At 33.9% G+C, this 20,722-nt stretch carries 23 protein-coding genes, 2 pseudogenes and 1 other annotated feature; of the genes and pseudogenes, 22 read left to right on the top strand and 3 right to left on the bottom strand.

Annotated elements, in window-relative coordinates; translation table 11 throughout:
- Window positions 1–93 precede the first annotated feature (93 nt).
- The 3 genes from IAI10_RS10635 (at window position 94) to IAI10_RS10625 (ending at window position 922) form a co-directional block, all read left to right on the top strand.
- The gene (locus tag IAI10_RS10635; RefSeq protein ID WP_315673235.1) at window positions 94–345 is read left to right on the top strand and encodes a hypothetical protein; all 252 of its coding nucleotides are present in this window, start codon (window positions 94–96) and stop codon (window positions 343–345) included.
- Between the two features lie 197 nt (window positions 346–542).
- Window positions 543–713, top strand: coding sequence for a hypothetical protein (locus IAI10_RS10630; RefSeq protein WP_315673234.1), 171 nt, complete (start codon window positions 543–545; stop codon window positions 711–713).
- Between the two features lie 53 nt (window positions 714–766).
- On the top strand, window positions 767–922 hold the full coding sequence (locus IAI10_RS10625; RefSeq protein WP_315673233.1) for a hypothetical protein: 156 nt from the start codon (window positions 767–769) through the stop codon (window positions 920–922).
- A gap of 255 nt (window positions 923–1,177) precedes the next feature.
- Here the strand turns inward: IAI10_RS10625 and IAI10_RS10620 are convergent, their stop codons facing one another.
- The gene (locus IAI10_RS10620) at window positions 1,178–1,459 is read right to left on the bottom strand and encodes a hypothetical protein (RefSeq protein WP_315673232.1); all 282 of its coding nucleotides are present in this window, start codon (window positions 1,457–1,459) and stop codon (window positions 1,178–1,180) included.
- Between the two features lie 72 nt (window positions 1,460–1,531).
- Window positions 1,532–1,801, bottom strand: a complete 270-nt coding sequence (locus tag IAI10_RS10615) for a hypothetical protein (RefSeq protein WP_315673231.1) — start codon at window positions 1,799–1,801, stop codon at window positions 1,532–1,534.
- Window positions 1,802–1,997: 196 nt separating this feature from the next.
- Between IAI10_RS10615 and IAI10_RS10610 the strand changes: the two genes are divergently transcribed.
- The 7 genes and pseudogenes from IAI10_RS10610 (at window position 1,998) to IAI10_RS10580 (ending at window position 7,231) form a co-directional block, all read left to right on the top strand.
- Entirely contained in the window at window positions 1,998–2,684 is a 687-nt protein-coding gene (locus IAI10_RS10610) for a DUF421 domain-containing protein (RefSeq protein WP_315673230.1), read from the top strand.
- A 223-nt stretch (window positions 2,685–2,907) separates the two neighbouring features.
- The gene (locus IAI10_RS10605) at window positions 2,908–3,066 is read left to right on the top strand and encodes a hypothetical protein (protein ID WP_315673229.1); all 159 of its coding nucleotides are present in this window, start codon (window positions 2,908–2,910) and stop codon (window positions 3,064–3,066) included.
- A gap of 57 nt (window positions 3,067–3,123) precedes the next feature.
- A complete protein-coding gene (locus IAI10_RS10600; protein ID WP_315673228.1) occupies window positions 3,124–3,276 on the top strand; it encodes a hypothetical protein in 153 nt (50 codons plus the stop codon).
- A gap of 70 nt (window positions 3,277–3,346) precedes the next feature.
- Window positions 3,347–3,751 carry a 4-fold beta flower protein gene (locus tag IAI10_RS10595; RefSeq protein WP_315673227.1) on the top strand — a complete coding sequence of 135 codons (405 nt, stop codon included), beginning with the start codon at window positions 3,347–3,349 and terminating at the stop codon, window positions 3,749–3,751.
- 195 nt (window positions 3,752–3,946) lie between these two features.
- A pseudogene (locus tag IAI10_RS10590) lies at window positions 3,947–4,117 on the top strand (zinc ribbon domain-containing protein); the annotation flags it as partial.
- Window positions 4,118–4,297: 180 nt separating this feature from the next.
- Window positions 4,298–5,832 (top strand): annotated as a pseudogene (locus IAI10_RS10585) (glycine betaine ABC transporter substrate-binding protein).
- 331 nt (window positions 5,833–6,163) lie between these two features.
- Window positions 6,164–7,231 (top strand): PTS sugar transporter subunit IIC, encoded by a 1,068-nt coding sequence (locus tag IAI10_RS10580; protein WP_315673226.1) that lies wholly within the window; start codon window positions 6,164–6,166, stop codon window positions 7,229–7,231.
- A 112-nt stretch (window positions 7,232–7,343) separates the two neighbouring features.
- On the opposite strand, the gene IAI10_RS10575 is transcribed toward IAI10_RS10580, so the two are convergent.
- Complete coding sequence (locus tag IAI10_RS10575) at window positions 7,344–7,925, bottom strand: hypothetical protein (protein ID WP_315673225.1); 582 nt, start codon at window positions 7,923–7,925, stop codon at window positions 7,344–7,346.
- Between the two features lie 241 nt (window positions 7,926–8,166).
- Window positions 8,167–8,465, top strand: a binding site (T-box leader).
- A 68-nt stretch (window positions 8,466–8,533) separates the two neighbouring features.
- Between IAI10_RS10575 and trpE the strand changes: the two genes are divergently transcribed.
- The 12 genes from trpE to IAI10_RS10515 all read left to right on the top strand — a co-directional run bounded on the left by trpE (window position 8,534) and on the right by IAI10_RS10515 (window position 20,715).
- The gene (gene trpE / locus IAI10_RS10570; RefSeq protein ID WP_315673224.1) at window positions 8,534–9,961 is read left to right on the top strand and encodes an anthranilate synthase component I; all 1,428 of its coding nucleotides are present in this window, start codon (window positions 8,534–8,536) and stop codon (window positions 9,959–9,961) included.
- Window positions 9,962–10,534, top strand: a complete 573-nt coding sequence (locus tag IAI10_RS10565; RefSeq protein WP_315673223.1) for an aminodeoxychorismate/anthranilate synthase component II — start codon at window positions 9,962–9,964, stop codon at window positions 10,532–10,534.
- Window positions 10,527–11,543 carry an anthranilate phosphoribosyltransferase gene (gene trpD / locus IAI10_RS10560; RefSeq protein WP_315673222.1) on the top strand — a complete coding sequence of 339 codons (1,017 nt, stop codon included), beginning with the start codon at window positions 10,527–10,529 and terminating at the stop codon, window positions 11,541–11,543. The genes IAI10_RS10565 and trpD overlap by 8 nt, the downstream gene beginning before the upstream one ends.
- The gene (trpC, locus tag IAI10_RS10555) at window positions 11,540–12,319 is read left to right on the top strand and encodes an indole-3-glycerol phosphate synthase TrpC (protein WP_315673221.1); all 780 of its coding nucleotides are present in this window, start codon (window positions 11,540–11,542) and stop codon (window positions 12,317–12,319) included. The genes trpD and trpC overlap by 4 nt, the downstream gene beginning before the upstream one ends.
- Before the next feature lie 9 nt (window positions 12,320–12,328).
- Window positions 12,329–12,937 (top strand): phosphoribosylanthranilate isomerase, encoded by a 609-nt coding sequence (locus IAI10_RS10550; protein WP_315673220.1) that lies wholly within the window; start codon window positions 12,329–12,331, stop codon window positions 12,935–12,937.
- Window positions 12,934–14,109, top strand: coding sequence for a tryptophan synthase subunit beta (gene trpB / locus IAI10_RS10545; protein ID WP_315673219.1), 1,176 nt, complete (start codon window positions 12,934–12,936; stop codon window positions 14,107–14,109). Before IAI10_RS10550 ends, trpB begins: the two co-directional genes overlap by 4 nt.
- Window positions 14,109–14,894 (top strand): tryptophan synthase subunit alpha, encoded by a 786-nt coding sequence (gene trpA, locus IAI10_RS10540; RefSeq protein WP_315673218.1) that lies wholly within the window; start codon window positions 14,109–14,111, stop codon window positions 14,892–14,894. Before trpB ends, trpA begins: the two co-directional genes overlap by 1 nt.
- A 207-nt stretch (window positions 14,895–15,101) precedes the next feature.
- Window positions 15,102–15,650, top strand: coding sequence for a TetR/AcrR family transcriptional regulator (locus tag IAI10_RS10535; protein WP_315673217.1), 549 nt, complete (start codon window positions 15,102–15,104; stop codon window positions 15,648–15,650).
- A gap of 61 nt (window positions 15,651–15,711) precedes the next feature.
- Window positions 15,712–17,358 (top strand): MFS transporter, encoded by a 1,647-nt coding sequence (locus IAI10_RS10530; protein WP_396334364.1) that lies wholly within the window; start codon window positions 15,712–15,714, stop codon window positions 17,356–17,358.
- A gap of 233 nt (window positions 17,359–17,591) precedes the next feature.
- Window positions 17,592–18,809, top strand: coding sequence for a maltose ABC transporter substrate-binding protein (locus tag IAI10_RS10525; protein ID WP_315673215.1), 1,218 nt, complete (start codon window positions 17,592–17,594; stop codon window positions 18,807–18,809).
- 66 nt (window positions 18,810–18,875) lie between these two features.
- Window positions 18,876–19,808 carry a sugar ABC transporter permease gene (locus IAI10_RS10520; protein WP_315673214.1) on the top strand — a complete coding sequence of 311 codons (933 nt, stop codon included), beginning with the start codon at window positions 18,876–18,878 and terminating at the stop codon, window positions 19,806–19,808.
- Window positions 19,809–19,863: 55 nt separating this feature from the next.
- On the top strand, window positions 19,864–20,715 hold the full coding sequence (locus tag IAI10_RS10515; RefSeq protein WP_396334367.1) for a sugar ABC transporter permease: 852 nt from the start codon (window positions 19,864–19,866) through the stop codon (window positions 20,713–20,715).
- Window positions 20,716–20,722: the final 7 nt, after the last annotated feature.

The following is a 20,722-nucleotide window of genomic DNA, read 5'->3' as shown; positions in this document are numbered from 1 at the left end:
TTTTAAAAATTAAATACTGTAACTAAATCAATAACATAAAAATATTATATAGTATGAATGAAAAATAATCTTATTGATATAAGATATAAAGCAATGATAGAAAGGATACTAATGATGAGCAAACATTCTTCTAATAAAAAAGTGGAATATCAAACAGTATATGTGCCTATACAGCAGAATGACTGCCTTTGTAATCTTAGGTATTTAACTATCTTAATTCTTATAATCTTACAGTTTTCTAACCATCATAAAAAATATAGGGATAAAAATAGATGCTGCGGCGAAGGGACTATAGATAACGGTATACTTTTTATAATAGCCTTGTACTTTTTAACCTGCTGTTAGATATAAAGCAGGTTAAAAAATGAAGATAAGAATTAGTATGCATTGAAGCTTTCCAAAAATGTATCAATATGAATAAACTTGTCATATTCTATATTGTAATAAAAAATAATGTTATACAGAAATTAATGAAGTTTATTCGATAAAGAATAGAGTAACCTAAGATTATCCTACTTTTTAAAGAAAGGAGGTTAGTTTATATGGGATGTTGCTGCTGTTGTAGGAAACAAGTAGTATATCAGCCAGTTATGGTACCTCAGCCTGCTAATAACTGCATATGCAGTTTACCTACTTTGGTAATACTAATTCTTATTATTCTTCAATTTAGCAAGCCTTGCTGCCATCATAGACATGAAGATTGTGATGAATAGAATAGATTCATCTTTATAATAGATAAATATAACTAAAGAAAGGAGGCAGAAAAATGAGCAGTTGCTGTAGAGGTGGAAATCAGCAAATTGGTAATGGAATATTATTTATTATTGCATTGTTTTTCCTAGCTTGTGCTGGATGCGGAACAGGTGGTTGCGGTGGATTAGGAACTGGATGCGGATGCGGTTCTAGTTATGGATTTTATTAATATAAAATAAAAAAGTATAAAGAAGTTAGAGAAAATAAAAACTTCTTTGTACTTTTTTTTATTGACTTCTGCCAAAGAATTATGTAAGCGGTCTTTTAAAGCATGACCTAAAATGTAAGACTGTTAAAGAAAAAAATTTCTTCAACAGTCTTACAATTTAAATTAAATTCGGAGAGGTTATTCAAATTAATCATGAAATAGATGTTGATAATAATATTCTTCATGAAATTTTGGAAGTTCAAGTATGAACTTGTTTTAGTATGCTCCTCTTCCACAGCCAGAGCAGGATAAGAAGAACAATGCGATTATGAAGAGTATACCGTTACCTACTGGAGCATCTTTTGTGCAGCATCTGCTTTCGTCATCATCGTCATGACATCCATGAGATCTTCTTGAAAATTGGAGAACTATAAGAATCAATATTACTAGTGTTGGTAAACTGCATATGCAGTTTCCGCTTTGTCCATAACCAGCTCCGAGACCAGTTAATCCGGGATTAAATCCAGTGCCTATTCCGGGAGTTACAACAGCTGCCATATATTTTTCCTCCTTACTTTTCTATAGTATTTTTACTAAATTTATAAAAGCTTATTTTGTAAATAATTATGCTTAGTATGCTCCTCTTCCGCAGCCAGAGCAGGATAAGAAGAATAATGCTATTATGAAGAGAATGCCATTACCTATTGGAGCATCTTTTGTGCAGCATCTGCTCTCATCATCATCTTCATGGCATCCATGAGAGCCTCTTGAGAATTGAAGAACTATAAGAATCAATATTATTAGTGTTGGAAGACTGCAAATGCAGTTATTTCCTTTTGGTGGTACAGGTACGGGTACAGGTTTGTATTCTATTTGTTTTTTACAACAGCATCTGCTCATTTTTTTAATCCTTTCATGTTAGATTTTTTCATCTATTATTTTTATCTTTAGTTATAGTACACTATATGATAAAAAGCTATAATTTGTTACATTTTTCTCCACCAGTTTTTAGTATAGAAGGATACATACTTATTAGTTATTAACAAAAACTATGATAAGCATTAAGCTGTTATTTTTTAGAGTTTGGAGGGTATGAATGTGGCATATAATCGTTAGTACAGTGATAAAATCACTTTTCGCATATTTGTATTTGATGTTTCTTTCAAGAATTTTAGGAAGAAAATTAATTTCTCAGATGACTTTTTTTAATTTTATAGTAGGCATAACTATGGGATCTTTAGGAGCAGATTTAGCTATAAATGGATGGGATGAATCTATGTCTTCTGGGGTTGCTATGGCTGTTTTGGTAATATTAGCCTTATTAACGGATTTTATAAGCATTAAAAGTATGAGGTTTAGAAAATTTGTTCAGTCTCATCCTGTTACGGTAATAGATAAAGGAGTTTTTATAGAAAATAATATGAGAAGCATAAGGCTTTCAATAGATGAATTAAATATGAAGCTGAGAGAAAAAAATATATTTAATTTTATCGAGGTAGAATTGGCCGTTATGGAAACTGATGGGCAATTATCAGTTCTATCAAAATTCAATAAAAGCCCTGTCCCATCTTCAGAGCTTAGAATGAATAAAGCATCTTCTGGACTTATGAAAGATATAATTATGGATAGTGAGATAATGGAAGAAAATCTTTATAGTGGTGGACTAGATAAAGAATGGCTTATGCATCAGCTAAATAGTATTGGAATTAAATCTATATCAGAGATATTCTATGCAGGTATAGATAATGATAAAAAGCTTTACTTTTCTAAAAGAACAAAATAGAAAACTTAATATTTTTATTAGAAAATTTTGCAATTACTGATTCGTCAATGTAACGCACCACTCATGTAGTACATACTATGTAATATGTGGTTAGATGGGACAGCCTATATATAATGCTACCTAAAAATGCTTGCGTTTAGATTTTAATCTAACTGCTGTATGTGTAAAACTTTAGATTAAAAATATATGAAGTTATTTTTATAAACTGCGAGGAGGTTTTAATGTGGTTAACAATTTAGGTTATGGTGGAGGCTACTATCCAGGATGTGTAGGACAAAGTTCAAATTGTATATGCAGTTTGCCTACTCTTATCATATTGATTCTTATTATATTACAATTCTCTAAGGGGCATGGATGCTGTCATAAACATTATGATGATTAATTAAAAATTAAAATTTATAGCTTTATGTAAAAAACAGTGTAAACGGAGGGATTAAAGATGAGTAGTTATAGAGGATCTAATGACATTATTGGATCAGGAATATTATTTATAATAGCGTTATTTTTCTTAAGCTGTTCTGGATGCGGAAATAATACAGGATATTATGGGGGATCAGGCTGCGGATGCGGCGGAGGATTCGGCATATATTAATATCTTATAGCTGAATTAAATTGTCAGCCGGTTTCATAAATAGATTACGGATGAGAAAGGAGTGAACTCTATGAAAAAGATATATGATGGCAACGAAAGATTAGTTGGATACACAGATGAAAGAGCTGTTTATGATAGGAATTATAATGTAATGGGATATATTAGTGATCCGTATCTATTGGATATTAATGGAAATCCTGTTGCTTACGTATCAGGGACAGGAGTATATGGCATGGATGGCAGACCTATAGGATATTTTAATGGATGGCATGTACACGATAATACAGGAAAAAACCTAGGTCGTGTAGATAGTTCCTGGGGAGGACTTCTAGCAGCAGGACTATTGTTAGGCTTGGCATTTGGTGGCTGGGGCGGAGGCTTCGGCTGGGGACCTGGCCTAGGTTTTGGTTGGGGACCTGGACTAGGTGGCTGGGGTATTGGGCGAGGAATCGGAGGCTTCGGAGGCTTTTGGTGATAATAAATTTATTAAATAGGGGAAAAAAACCCCTATTTTTTTAGTATATATGATGTTAATAAAAATTACATTACTTAAATAATTGTGATAGTATTATCACGAAAACAAACCTGGAATAAATAGCATATTTATATAGTTAAAATGGAGGTTAAATAACAGTCATTGAAATCTTATAGAAGTTTGTATAATATTGTTGAATTTGTTGAAGCTGATAAATGGTATCCATCATCAAAAACCTGTAGTGAGTGTGGTCATGTAAAAACTAAATTATCACTATCAGAAAGAACTTATATCTGCGAAGAATGTGGAGCAGTAATAGATAGAGATTTTAATGCTTCAATTAATTTAAGCAGATATTCAGCATAACTACATGAACAGTTATGTTTGAGGTGTAGGATTCGTTGTATCTGAAGTTAAGCCCTTGGAGTGTTATATCAAACGAAAGTAGTATAATCTTTTAGAATTACAAAATCGGACACATTGAACAGGGAATTAAACAAGCTTTATAGAGTTCTATAAGGTTTTGGCAACGGTATAATGGATGGTATTCAAAGCTTTTACAATTTTATTGTAGATAGAAAAACAGATATAATTAAATTGTTTTTTCAGCACATACAGTTAACCCTAGTGGCAGTATGTATAGCTATTATTGGAGTACCTCTTGGAATAATTGTATCTAAGTCAAGGAAGCTCTCTTCTCCGATTATAGGGATTGCCAATGTTGTGCAGGCTATTCCGAGCTTAGCCTTACTTGGTTTTTTAATTCCGGTGGTGGGCATAGGAAGTAAGCCAGCCATTATAATGACATTGCTTTACTCCTTGCTGCCAATAATAAAAAACACCTATACGGGACTTTCTAATATCAACAAAGATACCATAGAAGCAGCTGAAGGTATAGGAATGACTAAAACTCAGATACTAACCATGGTTCAGATTCCTTTAGACATGCCTGTTATTATGGCAGGCATTAGAATCTCAGCGGTGACTGCCGTAGGACTTACCACAATAGCGGCTTTTGTAGGAGCTGGAGGCCTAGGATATATGGTCTTCTCTGGAGTACAGACCGTGGATAATAACATGATTTTAGCTGGGGCTATACCAGCCTTCATATTAGCATTAGCCATAGACTTTGTAATAGGAAAAATAGATCAAATGGCAAAAGGAAAAAAAGCCAAAGGAATAAGCTTAAAGTATGGCAGAAGTCTATAATATTAGCACTATGCGTGATATTGGTATTAGCAAGCTTTGGTGTATTTAATAAGAAGGATCAGAAGGTTATTACAATAGGTTCTAAGAACTTTAATGAACAATTGATACTTGGCAATATGCTAGCTACATTAATTCAAAAAAATACAGATATAAAGGTAGAGAGAAAATTAAATCTTGGTTGTACAAGCATTGCTTTTAATGCTTTGAAGGCTGGACAGATAGATATGTATGTAGAATACACAGGTACAGGACTAGTGGATATAATGAAGCAAAAAAGTATAAGCGATCCGGATAAAACCTATGATACAGTAAAAGAATATTTTAATAAAAATTATGGTTTAACCTGGCTGAAACCACTTGGCTTTAACAATACCTATACACTAGCTGTCACAAAAGAATTAGCTGGCAAATACAAGCTGGAAACATTTTCGGATTTAGCTAAACTTAGCAATCAGCTTACACTTGGCTGCACTATAGAGTTTAGTAATCGTCAAGATGGGTATTTGGGACTTAAGGATGTATACAAAATGGATTTTAAAGACATGAAGGCTGTAGACGGAGGTTTAAGATATACTGCGTTAAAAAATGGAATCTCTGATGTGATAGACGCTTTTTCCACGGATGGACTATTAGAAGCCTTTGATTTAAAAGTGCTTAAGGATGATAAAAACTTTTTTCCTCCATATTACGTCGTGTCGCTTATAAAAAATGATACATTAAAAAAATATCCTGAATTAGAGCCTATAATAAATAAATTAACGGGTATTATAAATGATGAAGTTATGAGAGGGTTGAATTATAAAGTAGATAAATTGGGTATGCAGCCAAGCAAGGTGGCGGAAGAGTTTTTAAAGGAAAAAGGTATTATATAGCAAATAAAGTTTTATGCCATATTCTGATTTTTAATATCAGGTACGGCTTTTTATTTTAGGCTGAATTTAAAATAATAATGCTGTTTATTTTAATGAAAACAAATGTAAAGGTTTAGAGGCTTAGCTTTTTAAGTTTTCATACTTTACAAGCTAAGCCAATGTGTGTATAATTTATAATCAAAGCAGAATTCACAAAGTATTAATATTTATGTGGAAAAATTAATAAATTCCTTTTATAATAAGGAAAATAAAAATGATAATTGATAATATGGGGCTGATTTTTATTATGTTATCAATTTCAGATATTTATAATATATGGGGGTGTATTTACGTGGAAAATGTAAAGACTGCAGCTGATGCAGCAGAAAACTATGATGAAAAAAATGAAAAACAATCTATATTGGAACTAGCTTATAAGGCGGCGGCGGGTATTGCTAATGCGGTGCTTGTAATGCTTGGAATAGGACTTTTATGTGAAACTATTGGAAAGTTTGTTCATTGGCAGGCATTCATAGGTATAGGAACTATAGCAAAATCTATGCTGTCACCTGCAATAGGGGCTGGAATCGCATATCAATTGGGTGGAAATACTCTTATCATATTTAGTGCTATGATAACAGCCGCGGTTGGAGCTAATGCAGTACATATCACTAATGCAGGACTTATATTTGTATCTGGACAACCAATTAGTGCGGTATTGGCTGCATTAATAGCTGTAGTAGTAGGAAAGGCTGTTGCTGGAAAGACAAAACTAGATATGATGGCTATACCTTTTGCAGCAGTAGTAGTGGGTGGAATAGCTGGTTTAGGCTTAGCTGCGGTAACCACACCATTGCTCAATTGGCTTAGTGCTCAGATAGCCTACTCAATAAATATATCTCCTTTTATTGGATCTGCACTTATATCTCTTGCATGGAGCATTTTGTTAATGACTCCAGCATCCTCTGCAGCTATTGCCATAGCTCTTAAGCTGGATCCGGTATCCAGTGCTGCAGCGCTTATAGGGTGTACAGTTCAATTTGTTGGCTTTACCATTATGTCCTTTAAAGAAAATGATGCTGGGGCTAATATTGCTCAGGGATTAGTAACTCCAAAGGTTCAATTCCCAAATATAATAAAGAATCCGAGAATAGTTATACCTACTTTTATTGCGGCTTTCGTATCAGCTCCTATAGCTACAGCTTTGTTTAAATTTAGGTCTAGCTATGAATTAGCAGGACTTGGACTTAATTCTTTGATAGCACCTTTAAATATTATTGCTAATCAAGGACTAAAAGGAATCTTAATATTTATTCTTACAGGAATAATAATTCCATCTGCCATAATATTACCAATTTATTTTGCCTTTAAGAAATCCGGAATCATAAAATCTGGTGATATGCATATGGATATTCAATAAAAAAATAGTATATTGAATAAAAGGATTTTAAAAGCATATAGCTTATAAAATCCTTTTATTTTTAACATTATTAGCTTATAAAATAGATGTTTTTTAATACTTTACAAAATAATTATGAAAGTTCTTTAAAGGATTTTACTGCATTTTCAAGTTCTGATTTATTTTTGTCAAAACTTGAAGTAAGAGTCCAAGAATTAACTTGATTAAAAGCCTTTGGTGAATCTATTATAGCATTAATGTAAGTTATTTTAACATTATTTACTGTACCTTTTAACTGGAAAATTTTAGCCTTACTACCACTGATAGTGATATCGGTAACGTTAGAAATTTCTGCATCGGTAATTTGAGTTTTTAGTTGAGAAGTTATAGCATCGTAGTATTTGTCTAGAGTCATTCCATCAAAATTATCTTTAGATTCAGATATGACACCTAAGTACTTTTCCTTACTTAAGTCTCCTATACCAATCTTATATAAAGGATTCATACTTTTGATTTGACTTACTTCTTTCCATGAAGTAGGAGCTGATACTTGAAGTTTTCCGTCATCACTTTTAAAATCTTTTGTTTTTATTGTCTCAGTAGCAGCTGGCTTGCTGCTAGTCGTTTTATCGTTACTTTTACTACAACCTGCTGCAGGAATTAAAAGCAAAACGAATAAAAGAATATAAGTTACTTTTTTAAAATTTTTTTTCATTTTTTTACCCCCATTAAAATAAAATACCATAAAATCATACCATATTGTGGATTTACTTTCAATAATAAATTTAAAAATATTATAATAAATTTAAAACAAATGTATTATAAAAATATAAATGTAAAGCTTTAGAACGAATTGTAGAACTATATTTTGAGAAGCATAAAAATTTTCATAAATTTAGTTATAAAAGAGCATAAAAATTTATTTGACAATTCATAAAAATTAATATATTATAATTTTAAAGTCGGTGATCAGAAAGAGTAACTAGAGAAATTTAGTTTAAGCGAATCTGGGGTGGTGTGAGCCAGATACTGTAGTCTTTAGCGAATGGTTCTGTTAGATGAGTTGTGAAATCTTTTGAGAGTAGCATTTTCCGGTAGTCTACCGTTAAAAAGACAGGGTATCGATTTTTCTGTACCTGACAAAGAAAATCTTTAGGTGGCATACACACTTCGTCCTATGGTGAGGTGTTTTTTATTTTATGCGGCTTTGTTAAAGATTAACATGGGTGGCACAACGAGTCACTTCGTCCCATTAGCGGGATGAAGTGGCTTTTTTGTTTTGATTAATGTTTTAGAAATTTATTTAAAGGAGGACTTTAAATTATGATAAATATGTCAAAAGAGAATTTTAATAAGAAAGTAAAGGAGGGAAAGGTTTTTAATCTATATTTGCAGTTTTATGGAGATGAGATAACACCTATAAGCATTTTTTACAATCTGGAAGGAAAAAATAAATTTCTTTTGGAAAGTGCATTTTTTAATGAAAACAAAGGAAGGTTTTCCTATATGGGATCTAATCCATATAAGAAGATATTTAGCAGGAGAGATGAAGTAACTACCATAGATGAAACAGAAAATAGGTTTTCTTTCAATGGAAATGTGATGAAAGAGCTTAAAAGTAACATAAAACTTCCTTATGATGGAGAATTAGATGCATTTGCAGGAGGGGCAATTGGATACCTAGGATATGATGCTGTAAGGCTATTTGAAAAAATTCCAGACAATAACGAAGATGAACTCAATGTACCAGATAGCTTTTTCAACTTATATAAGACCATCATAGTTTATGATCATTTAAAGCATAGCATCAAAATTTTGTACAATGTATTTCCTGAAGAGGAAAAAAGCTATGAGAGTATAGCAGAAGAGCTTAATAGTTTAAAGGATAAGATAAAGGAAATTAAAAGCCTTCACTCAATAGATGAAAAACATGTTAAAAAAGAATTTAAGGCTAGTGTCACCAAGGAACATTACGAGAGCATGGTAGAAAAGGCGAAGGAATATATAAAGGCGGGAGATATATTTCAAGTGGTACCTTCCCAAAGATTTACTGCAGAAACTGATGAGGCTCCCTTTGAAGTTTACAGAAGATTAAGAATAGTGAATCCTTCTCCTTATCTATTTTATATAGAATTCGATGGTTTTACTGTGGTAGGAGCTTCCCCAGAAAGTCTTGTAAAGTGCAGCAGAGGTATAGTAGAAACTAATCCTATAGCAGGTACTAGAAGACGAGGAGAGACAGAAGAAGAAGATAAAAGGCTGAAAGAAGAACTTTTGACTGATGAAAAAGAAAGAGCAGAGCATCTAATGCTGGTGGATCTAGGAAGAAATGATATTGGTAGAATAAGCAAATTTGGCACGGTGGAGGTAAAAAGGTTTATGGAAATAGATTTTTACTCCCATGTGATGCACATGGTATCTACCGTATCTGGAAGCTTAAAAGAAGATAAAGACTGCTTTGATGCCTTATCTGCCTGCTTTCCTGCCGGTACGGTATCAGGAGCACCTAAGATAAGAGCTATGGAAATCATCGAGGAGCTTGAAAATGTAAGGCGAGGAATATATGCGGGTTCAGTAGGCTTCTTTTCCTTCAATGGAGATATGGATAATTGCATAGCTATAAGAACTATAGTGTTTAAGGATAACAAAGCGTATATACAAGCTGGAGGCGGAGTAGTTTACGATTCAGAGGGAAGCTTTGAATATGAAGAAAGTTTAAATAAGCTGAGGGCCTTAAAGGAGGTAATATAAATGATTGCTATAATAGACAATTATGATTCTTTCGTATATAATCTCTACCAATATTTTGGGGAGTTTACGGAAGAAATAGAGGTGTTTAGAAATGATGAGATAACAGTGGAAGAGCTTAAAAAGCTTAAACCAAGGGGAATAGTACTTTCACCAGGACCAGGAAGACCAGAAAGAGCTGGAATATGCATTGATGTGATAAATAGCTTTAAAGGAGAAGTGCCCATTCTTGGTATATGCTTAGGACATCAAGCTATAGGCTGTGCCTTTGGAGGTAATATAGTAAGCTGCAGCAAGATATTTCATGGAAAAACCTCAGTAATAAATGTATATGGCAGCAAAGTTTTTGAAGGAATACCTAATAAGCTTGAGGTTATGAGATATCACTCATTGATAATAGACAGGCAAGAGCTTCCTGGAGAACTTCAAATAATAGCAGATACGGATGGCATAGTAATGGGAGTAAAGCACAGAAATTATGATATTTATGGACTTCAATTTCATCCTGAGTCCATTAAAACCAGCAATGGAAAAGCAATAATAAAAAATTTTGTAAGGAGTGTTTGCAATGTTTAAGGATTATTTAAATAAACTTGTAGCTTTAGAAAACATTTCTGAGGAGGGAGCAGAGGAGTGCATGAATGAAATTATGAGCGGAAATTGCACTCAGAGCCAAATCTCTGCATTCTTAGTGGCTCTTAAAATTAAGGGAGAAACTATAGAAGAAATCACTGGATGTGCAAGAGCTATGAAAAATAAAGCTGAGGAATTTGAACTGGATGGTGATTATTACATTGACACCTGCGGAACTGGCGGGGACGGAGGAAAAACCTTTAATATATCCACTTGCGCTTCAATTATAGCTGCTTCAGGCGGAGTGAAGATAGCCAAGCATGGAAATAGAGCAGTATCCAGCAAAAGCGGCAGCAGTGATGTGCTTTCAAAGCTTGGAGTTCCAATAAGCTTAGATACAGAAGCTTCAAAACTCTGCCTAAAAGAAAATAATATGACCTTTTTATTTGCTCCAGACTACCATAAGGCTATGAAATATGCGGCTCCAGTCAGAGGAGAACTAGGTATGCGGACTATATTTAACATACTAGGGCCTCTCACAAACCCAGCACCTATAAAAGGACAAGTAATGGGAGTATATTCAGAAAAGCTTACAGAAAGTATGGCTAAGGTTTTATTGAAGCTTGGAAGAGAGAGAGCTCTTGTGGTAAATGGAGATGGTCTTGATGAGATAACTATAGCAGGGAAAACTAAGGTCAGTGAACTTAAAAATGGCAAGATATTAAACTACTACATAGATCCGAGAGAATTTGGTTTGATTATGGCAAGCGTGGAGGAAATGGCCGGGGGAAATTCTGAGGAAAATGCAGCAATAATAGTTGATATATTAAAGGGAAAAAAGGGACCTAAGAGAGATGTGGTACTTATTAATGCAGCAGCGGCTTTATATGTAGGGAAAAAAGTAGAGAATTTAAGTGATGGAATTGAATATGCAAGGACACTTATAGATTCAGGTATTGCGTTAGATAAGCTCAACCAGCTATGCGGCTTTGAAAGGAGTGCAGTGCATTGATTCTAGATACTATAGTTGAAAATAGATTACTGAAATTAAAAAATATAAAAAATACAGAATATTACAAAAATATTATGAAAGGAGACTTTAAAAAGGAAGTAAGGAACTTTAAAGCGGCCTTCGCAAAAGGAAATATAGGAGTCATAGGAGAGATAAAAAAGGCATCACCTTCTAAGGGAGTAATTGTGGAGGACTTTAATGTAGAAGAGATATCAAAACTCTACGAGAAAATAAATATTGATGCCATATCAGTGCTGACAGAAGAAAGCTTTTTCATGGGAAGCCTAGAAAATATAAAAATTGCTAATAAGAACACCTCAAAGCCCATATTGAGAAAAGATTTTATAGTGGATAAATTTCAGCTTTATGAAACTAGGTATTATGGTGCGGATGCGGTACTTTTAATAGCAGCAGTACTGAAAAAGGATTTGAAAAATTATTTCGAAGAAGCAAAAAATCTTGGACTTAATTCTCTTATAGAGGTACACAATGAAGAAGAGCTTTACGAAGCTTTAAACTGCCAAGGAGAAATAATTGGCATAAATAATAGAGATTTAAAGACCTTTAAGGTTGATATGAGCATAACAGAAAAAATCATGCTGAAAATGCCAAAGGAAAAGCTTGTAATATCCGAAAGCGGAGTCATGGATGCCGCTGGTATAGGATATCTAAAGGCTATGGGAGTAAAGGGACTTCTTATCGGAGAAGGTTTCATGAGAAGATTATATGACTATGAGAAAATGAAAGAATTTTTAGAAGCAATAAAAAATTCATAGGTGGACAATATGGTTAAAGTTAAAATCTGCGGTATTAGAAGAATTGAAGATGTTTATATGATGAATGAATTAAAACCGGATTATGTGGGCTTCGTATTTGCAGAAAGCAAAAGAAAAGTTTCTATTGAAGAGGCGGAACGATTGTCTAGGGAACTTGATAAAGATATAAAAAAGGTAGGAGTGTTCCTAGAGCAAGACTTAAATTTTATAAAAGCCGCCTTTGAAAAAGCTAGGCTTGACATAATCCAGCTTCATGGTGAAAACCAGGAAGTTTATTGCAAAAGTATAGATTTTGGGGAAGTATGGAGAGCAGTTAGAATTTCAAGCGTTGAAGATATTGAAAACATAAAACGGGAAGCTGCAGCAGGTATACTTTTAGACAGCAAAATAGAAGGAAGCTACGGAGGCAGCGGAAAAAGCTTTGAATGGAAGGTGGCTGAGGATATAGGCAAAAGTCAAAAAATTATACTAGCTGGGGGGTTAAATGAAAGCAATGTAAAAGAAGGAATTAGAATAGTAAAACCCTATGCAGTGGATGTGTCCAGCGGAGTGGAAGTGAATGGTTTTAAGGATTACGAGAAATGTAAAAGTTTTATAAGGAAGGTGAAGGAAGCATGAAGGGTAGCTTTGGAAAATTTGGAGGGCAATATGTGCCTGAAACTGTTATGAATGCTATAAATGAACTGGAAAAAGAGTTTTATAAAGCAATGGAGGATGAAAGCTTTATTAAGGAGTATAGATATTATCTTAAGGATTACTGCGGAAGAGAGACCCCGCTTTACTTTGCAGAAAATCTTACCGAAAAATTAGGAGGAGCTAAGATTTATCTAAAGCGTGAAGATTTAAATCATACAGGAGCCCATAAGATAAATAATGTAATTGGACAAATACTTCTTGCTAAGAGAATGGGTAAAAAAAAGGTTATTGCAGAGACTGGAGCAGGGCAGCATGGAGTAGCTACAGCTACAGTAGCTGCTATGTTTAACCTGGACTGCGATATATATATGGGAGAAGAAGATGTGCAGAGGCAAAAGCTTAATGTTTTCAAAATGAAGCTTTTAGGAGCTAAAGTAAACTCTGTGAAAAGCGGCAGTGCGGTACTTAAGGATGCTGTTAATGAAGCTATGAGAAATTGGGTTACGAATATAGAAGATACTTTTTATGTGATTGGTACAGTAATGGGACCTCATCCATATCCAACTATGGTAAGAGAATTTCAGAAAATAATTGGGCAGGAAGCAAGAAGGCAGATACTTGAGAAGGAAGGAAGACTTCCAGATGCGGTTATAGCCTGCATTGGAGGAGGCAGCAATGCCATGGGAATTTTCTATCCATTTATTGAAGATAAAGAGGTTAAGCTTATAGGGGTGGAAGCTGCAGGCTTAGGAATTGAAACTGGTATGCATGCGGCCAGCTTAAATGGAGGCTCTCAAGGTGTAATACATGGAATGATGACCTATGTGCTTCAGGATGAAGATGGACAAGTACTGCCAGCCTACTCCATATCAGCAGGCTTAGATTATCCAGGAATAGGACCTGAACACGCTTATCTTCATGATATAAAAAGAGCGGAATATACTTCAGTGAAAGATTCTGAAGCCTTGGAAGCTTTCAATATACTTACCAAGGAGGAAGGCATAATTCCAGCCTTGGAAAGCTCTCATGCAGTAGCTTATGCTTTAAAGCTGGTACCTGCTATGAGCAAAGATAAAATTGTTATAGTTAATATTTCAGGAAGAGGGGATAAGGACATAAATACTGTGGCAGCAAGAATGGGGGTAGAAGTTTAATGAATAGAATTGATAAAGCTTTTGAAAGATTAAGAGAAGAAAATAAAAAAGCGCTTATAACCTTTATTACAGCAGGGTATCCATCCTTGGATTATACGGAAAGGCTTGTTTATACTTTAGAGAAAAATGGTGCGGATATAATTGAAATTGGTATTCCCTATTCGGATCCTATGGCTGATGGACCACTTATACAAATGTCTTCTCAGCAAGCCTTAAAAAATGGACTTAAAATTAAAGACGTAATGAATACCGTAAAAAACATAAGAAAAAATTCTCAGGCAGCCATAGTGTATATGCTATATTACAATAACATATATAAATATGGTATGGAGAAATTCATTAAAGATTGCAGTGAAGCTCAAATTGATGGACTTATAGTGCCTGATTTGCCACTAGAAGAAAGGGAAGGCTTAGAAAGACTTTCAAACTTAAAGGGAATTCATTTAATTCCGCTTGTGGCCCCTACCTCTCAAAGCAGAATAGAAGAGATTGCCAAAAACGCTAGAGGCTTTGTTTACTGCGTGTCGGTATCAGGAGTCACAGGAGTTAGAAACAATATTAGCACAGATATAGAAAATTACATGAAAGAAGTGGAAAGATCCACAAAAACCCCTAAGGCCATAGGCTTTGGCATATCCAATAAGGAAATGGCTGAAAAATATAAGACTTATTGTGATGGAGTAATAATAGGAAGTGCCATAATAAAAATAATATCAGAGAATACTGGTGAAGATATTTTAAATAAAGTAGGAGAATTTGCCTGGGAAATAAAAGAAGTACTTTGAGGAATCAGGCTATGTTTTAAAAGAATGTTGATATAGATTTATGATCCTAAGAGTTTTTAGAACTCCAAAGATAATATCAACATTTTAAAACGTAGCCTTTCCAACTAAAGGAATGCTTTAAAGCAGCGTAAAAATTTATATTGAGATATATTGACAGTGGTTATCATTTGAATTATAATGAACATAGTTCATAAAGGAGAAAGCAATATGCCAAAGATATTAGATAATCCACGACAAATTATATTAAGCTGTGCAAAAGAAATACTTCTTAACCAGGGCTATAAAGGACTTAACATGAGGGCTATATCTCAAAAGTCAGGGATAGCTGTAGGTACCCTATATAATTATTTCCCTGATAAAAGGGACATAACCATTCAGCTTTTAGAGGATTATTGGCTTGGGTTCCTTAATGTTCTAGAACGGGTTCAATTAGAAGATACAAGCATATATGAAAAACTTAGAGAAATTTATGAAGAACTCTGTTTATTTGTAAAAACCTTCAAGGAGGTTTGGCTGAAAAACTATACTGAAGGATATACTACGGATCAAATGATTAGAAAAAAGAGTGTCACAGAAAGATTTAATAGCAAATTAGAAGAGATACTTGTGAAAGCTAAGGAAAAGGAAAATATAAATCTTTTTATGGAGCCTTACTTGATTTCTAAATTTATAATTCAAAATTTTATAATGATGTCACAGATGAACGACTTTGATTATAATGATTTTGAGAAAGTGGTAAAAAAACTTCTGCAGTGATGCAGAAGATATTTTATGAACTTAAATGAACAATGTTCATTTAAAAGATAGGAGGGTTATGATGAAAAATAAAAAATCTGCATTAATATTAGTGCTATTTCTACTTGGAATTTTTATGGGAGCAATAGATACAGGAATAGTTTCTCCTGCTAGAGAAATTATTCAAAACAGCTTTGGTGTGGATAAAAGCTCTGGAACTTGGATAATAACTCTTTATACTCTTGTTTATGCCATATCAATGCCTATAGTAAGTAAAATGAGTGATAGATATGGGCATAAAAAAGGATATGTATTTGGAATAGCTACCTTTGGATTAGGCTCATTTTTGTGCGGAATCTCAAATTTTTATGGAAACTTTACCTTTATGCTTATTGCAAGGGGAATTCAAGCTTTGGGGGCAGGCGGAATAATGCCTATAGCTAATGCAGTAATAGGAAATAGTTTTCCTGAAGAAAAGAGAGGAACTGCTTTAGGACTTGTAGGTATGATATATGGAGTAGGAAATATTCTGGGGCCTACCTTAGGCAGCAGCATTATCGATATTGCAGGCTCAAGCCATTGGGGTTGGATATTCTTCATAAATGTGCCTATAAGCATAATAATATTATTTTTAAGCAGAAAGATGGAAGAATCCAATGCAAAAATGAGTAAACCAATAGATTTGATAGGTGCATTTACTCTTGCCATCTTAATTGGAAGCCTCATGTATGCTCTTACAAACACGGATTTTTTTAATTTACTTACCAGCATTAAATCTAAGGATGTTTATCCATTTTTAATAATATTCATAGTAATGTTACCTATAGTTATATATATAGAAGGAAAAGCGAAGGATCCTATATTAAACCTAAAGTATTTTAAGGATTTTCAAATACTCATGATACTTATAACAGCTTTTATAGTAGGTATAGGGATGATGGGTATGGTATTTGTACCTCAATTTTCTGAGAATGTGCTTAAGCTAAAGGCTGGCAGCGGAGGATATCTAATAACACTATTAGCTTTGTTTTCTGGAATTGCAGCACCTGTGAGCGGAAAATTGATAGATAAGAAAGGAGCTAAGTTTGTTCTTATACTTGGTTTCTTATTTAATATTTCAGGCAGCCTGTTCTTAGCTTTTGTTACCACAAAGCTGCTTTCCTTCTTCAGCGTGATGGTAGGATTAGCTCTTATGGGTATAGGCGTAGGTTTTACCATGGGGGCACCACTTAATTATCTGGTACTTCAGACAGTGCCTAAAGAAGAGAGCGCAGCAGGTCTTGCTACTATGTCTTTACTTAGATCTATTGGTCTTGCCATATCACCAAGCATATTAATAGGCTTTGTAATTAATTCCTCTAAAAATCTTCAAGGAAAGCTTATGGAAGTGCTTGCACCAATAATGAGGCAGGGAGTAATGACCTCCGCCTCAGGCAATTCCAATGCAGCAGCTTCCTTTAAAAGCTTGCAAAATGCAGATGTAACTACAATAGTACCTATGCTTAAAAAAGCCTTGGGAGAAGTTGTCCCAAAGAATGTAGAGCCAATGATTTCAAAAGCTATAGATTCTTTCAGCTCAAAGCTTGTAGATACTTTTCAAACTACTATTAATACAGGATATTGCCACATGTATGTAGCAGCAGCAGTAATAGCTCTTATAGGACTTATTGCTACACTTTTGCTAAGAAATAAAGAATCTGCTTCAAATCAGAGTAAGGATAAACACTGATTTGAAACAGAGTGAAAATAAAAAATAGAATAAAATTTTTAGCTGCTTTCCTTTAAATATTTTGAAGGAAAGCAGCTATTTTTTTGTTTATTGCTTTGTATAAAGTACCAATGCAGCAAATAAAAATGTGTTAATTTTTACATAAAAGGTATTGACTAAATTGCAGTAAAGGATTACAATATAATTAATCAATGCAACCGATTGCATGTATTTAAATTATAGGGGGAATAAGAATGAATAAGCATATTAAAACTTTTCTATGTGTTTTGACTACTGCAGTTATGACTTTTACTGTTGTAGGTTGTTCTAAGAGTAATGGTACAAGCGGAAAAACCGGAAAAACATTAACTGTATGGTCACATTTTAATCAGTCTGAAGTTACCGAAATAGACAAGCTAGCTCAGGAATGGGCAAAGAAAACTGGAAACAAGGTTAAGGTTCTAGTAGATAACAGTGATTTCCAAGCTTTTAAGACTGCAGCACAAAGCTCAAAGGGACCAGATGTAATGTTTGGTATTGCTCATGATAATTTAGCCACATTTCAGCAGGCAGGACTTTTAGATGAAGTTCCTTCAGGAGTGCTAGATGAATCAAAATACGCTAATAAACAGGTTTTGGATGCATTAACTTGGGACGGAAAGAAATACGGATTTCCTATAGCTATGGAAACTTATGCTTTATTCTATAATAAAGATAAAGTAAAAGAAGCACCAAAAACAACGGACGAACTTATAGACATGGCAAAACAAAACGGCGGCTTCCAGTATGATATAAATAATTTTTACTACTCCTATGCATGGATATCAGGTGAAGGCGGATACGTATTTAAAAAGACTAACGGAAGCTATGATAAAAATGATACAGGCCTTGGCAGTGCATCAGCTGTAAAAGCTTATGATTTCATACAGTCATTAACTCAAAAAGATAAATTTATGAATGGAGATATAAAGGGCGATGATGCAAAGGCATCCTTCATAAATAAAAAGACAGCCTTCTATATTTCTGGAGCTTGGGATGTTGAAGCTATACAGAAAGCAGGAATAAACTTTGGAGTAGCTAATTTACCAACTATAGATGGGAATACAGCTAAACCTTTCATGGGGGTTCAGGCAGGATTTGTAAATGCTAAGTCCAAGTCAAAGACAGAGGCTTGGGATCTTGTTAAATATTTAATTGAAAATTCAGCAGAACCATTAATAAAAACAGGACATAGAATTCCAGTTTTAACAGATGCACTAAATAGTGATGCTGCTAAGAATGATGTGACTGTAAGCGCATTTTCTGCTCAGACTAAGGATGCTGAAATCATGCCTAATATATCTGCTATGGCAGCAATTTGGACACCTGTAGGAAACAATCTTCAGCTTTTAACTCAAGGAAAACAGACTCCACAGCAAACAGCTGATAATATTGCAAAACAGGTTAAAGAAGGTATAGCTCAGCAAAAATAAAATATATATACAAGGGGGAGAAAAATTTAATCCCCCTTGGTTTATATTAATTAAGGAGGTCTATTTATGGAACGTATAAGAAGAAAAAAGTTTTTGAAGGGTGTTAGTCCATACTTGTTTTTAGCACCAGCACTTATAACAATATTTATATTTGTACTGCTTCCTATATTATATACAATATACATTTCCTTTACGGACTACAGCTTAAAAAATATGGATAGTTTTAAGCTCATAGGTCTGCAAAACTTTAAGAATATAATACATGGACCATTTACGAACAGTTTCTTACCAATATTTTTGTGGACAATGGTATTTGCTGTATTATCCACTGCCGGATGCTTTTTTACAGGTCTTATATTAGCAATTGTATTATCAAATAAAAACATGAAGGAAGCTTTTATATATAAAGCTATACTTATAATTCCTTGGGCACTTCCAGCAGTAATAGCAATAGTATCCTGGAGAGGACTCTTCAATACAAACTATGGAGCTATAAATTTATTTTTGCTAAAGTTTCATATGATAAAAGAGCCTATAATGTGGCTGGCTAACAAAGACTTTGCCAGAGCTGCTGTAATAATAGTAAATATTTGGCTAGGATTTCCTTATATGATGAATGTCTGCATAGGTGCAATCTCTGCTATACCTGAAGATTACTATGAATCTGCTGAATTAGATGGAGCTAACAGATGGGTAAAATTTAAGAGCATAACTTTGCCAACACTAACTCAGACTGCCTATCCACTATTAATATCAAGCTTTGCATTTAACTTTAATAACTTTAATTCTGCCTACCTTTTAACGGGAGGAGGACCAGCAAATCCTAATAATCAATATGCAGGATATACAGATATACTTACATCTACTGCATATAATTTAACAACTACAAACAACCAGTATGCTATTGCTGCAGCTTTAAGTATTCTTATATTCTTTGTAGTAGGAACTATATCCTTTATTCAAATGAAAGCATCTGGTCAGTTTAAGGAGGTTAACTAATATGGATATTTCAATATCAAAAAGAAATAACAAACCGGCTGAAGCTAATGCGGTTATGTATAAAAAAAAGAGGCTCAGATTTGGGGAGCTGAGGGATCTATGGCTTTCTAGAATATTCATATGGATTTTCATAGCTGTTGTGTTAATTCCTATATTCTTCATAGTAGGAGCATCGCTAGCGCCTGGAGATACATTTTCGCAATCAGGCAAGATGTTCCCAAGCAAAATAACCTTTGATAATTATATTAATGTTATACAGCAAACTGATTTTTTAACTGTTTGGGTTAAAAATTCTATGATAATATGTTTATCTGTTTCTTTTATTCAATTGTGTCTTACAGTTCCAGCTGCATTTGCATTTTCCAGATTAAAGTTCTGGGGAAGAAGAAACGGGTTAATGTCACTTCTTCTGCTTCAGATGTTCCCAGGAACAATGGCCATATCAGCTATACTTGCTATTGCTTTTAAAATTGGTTTTATGGACAATATAGCTGGTCTTGTTATTCTTATGTGCGGAGGAAGCGCATATAATATATGGCTTATGAAAGGCTACATGGATGGTATTCCAAGGGAGCTGGATGAGGCAGCTTATGTGGATGGAGCCAATACTTTTCAAGCTTTTATAAAGATTATAGTTCCTATGTGCAAATCCATGATGGTAGTTATATTCATATTTGTATTTATAGGAACCTACAGTGAATTTATGTACACTAGCGCACTTATGAAAGACCCAGAAAATCAGACCATTGCTACAGGTTTATACCAATTCGTTAAGGATAAATATTCTACAAATTGGACTCAATTTGCAGCAGCTTCTGTTATGGCAACCTTGCCAATTGTAATAGTATTTTCACTATCACAGAAGTTTATTGCAAAAGGTTTAGTAGCAGGAGCTGTTAAAGGCTAAGGAGGAG

The sequence above is a fragment of the Clostridium sp. 19966 genome (assembly GCF_032335695.1).
Classification (GTDB): domain Bacteria; phylum Bacillota; class Clostridia; order Clostridiales; family Clostridiaceae; genus JACTOJ01.
Note: the sequence above shows the minus strand (reverse complement) of the source record. Positions and strands in the feature narration are given on the sequence as shown.

Coding starts and splice junctions, on each gene's coding strand:
- IAI10_RS10635 (WP_315673235.1), top strand. CDS start 94: ATGATAGAAAGGATACTAATGATGAGCAAACATTCTTCTAATAAAAAA.
- IAI10_RS10630 (WP_315673234.1), top strand. CDS start 543: ATGGGATGTTGCTGCTGTTGTAGGAAACAAGTAGTATATCAGCCAGTT.
- IAI10_RS10625 (WP_315673233.1), top strand. CDS start 767: ATGAGCAGTTGCTGTAGAGGTGGAAATCAGCAAATTGGTAATGGAATA.
- IAI10_RS10620 (WP_315673232.1), bottom strand. CDS start 1,459: ATGGCAGCTGTTGTAACTCCCGGAATAGGCACTGGATTTAATCCCGGA.
- IAI10_RS10615 (WP_315673231.1), bottom strand. CDS start 1,801: ATGAGCAGATGCTGTTGTAAAAAACAAATAGAATACAAACCTGTACCC.
- IAI10_RS10610 (WP_315673230.1), top strand. CDS start 1,998: ATGTGGCATATAATCGTTAGTACAGTGATAAAATCACTTTTCGCATAT.
- IAI10_RS10600 (WP_315673228.1), top strand. CDS start 3,124: ATGAGTAGTTATAGAGGATCTAATGACATTATTGGATCAGGAATATTA.
- IAI10_RS10595 (WP_315673227.1), top strand. CDS start 3,347: ATGAAAAAGATATATGATGGCAACGAAAGATTAGTTGGATACACAGAT.
- IAI10_RS10575 (WP_315673225.1), bottom strand. CDS start 7,925: ATGAAAAAAAATTTTAAAAAAGTAACTTATATTCTTTTATTCGTTTTG.
- trpE (WP_315673224.1), top strand. CDS start 8,534: ATGATAAATATGTCAAAAGAGAATTTTAATAAGAAAGTAAAGGAGGGA.
- IAI10_RS10565 (WP_315673223.1), top strand. CDS start 9,962: ATGATTGCTATAATAGACAATTATGATTCTTTCGTATATAATCTCTAC.
- trpD (WP_315673222.1), top strand. CDS start 10,527: ATGTTTAAGGATTATTTAAATAAACTTGTAGCTTTAGAAAACATTTCT.
- IAI10_RS10550 (WP_315673220.1), top strand. CDS start 12,329: ATGGTTAAAGTTAAAATCTGCGGTATTAGAAGAATTGAAGATGTTTAT.
- trpB (WP_315673219.1), top strand. CDS start 12,934: ATGAAGGGTAGCTTTGGAAAATTTGGAGGGCAATATGTGCCTGAAACT.
- trpA (WP_315673218.1), top strand. CDS start 14,109: ATGAATAGAATTGATAAAGCTTTTGAAAGATTAAGAGAAGAAAATAAA.
- IAI10_RS10535 (WP_315673217.1), top strand. CDS start 15,102: ATGCCAAAGATATTAGATAATCCACGACAAATTATATTAAGCTGTGCA.
- IAI10_RS10530 (WP_396334364.1), top strand. CDS start 15,712: ATGAAAAATAAAAAATCTGCATTAATATTAGTGCTATTTCTACTTGGA.
- IAI10_RS10525 (WP_315673215.1), top strand. CDS start 17,592: ATGAATAAGCATATTAAAACTTTTCTATGTGTTTTGACTACTGCAGTT.
- IAI10_RS10520 (WP_315673214.1), top strand. CDS start 18,876: ATGGAACGTATAAGAAGAAAAAAGTTTTTGAAGGGTGTTAGTCCATAC.
- IAI10_RS10515 (WP_396334367.1), top strand. CDS start 19,864: ATGTATAAAAAAAAGAGGCTCAGATTTGGGGAGCTGAGGGATCTATGG.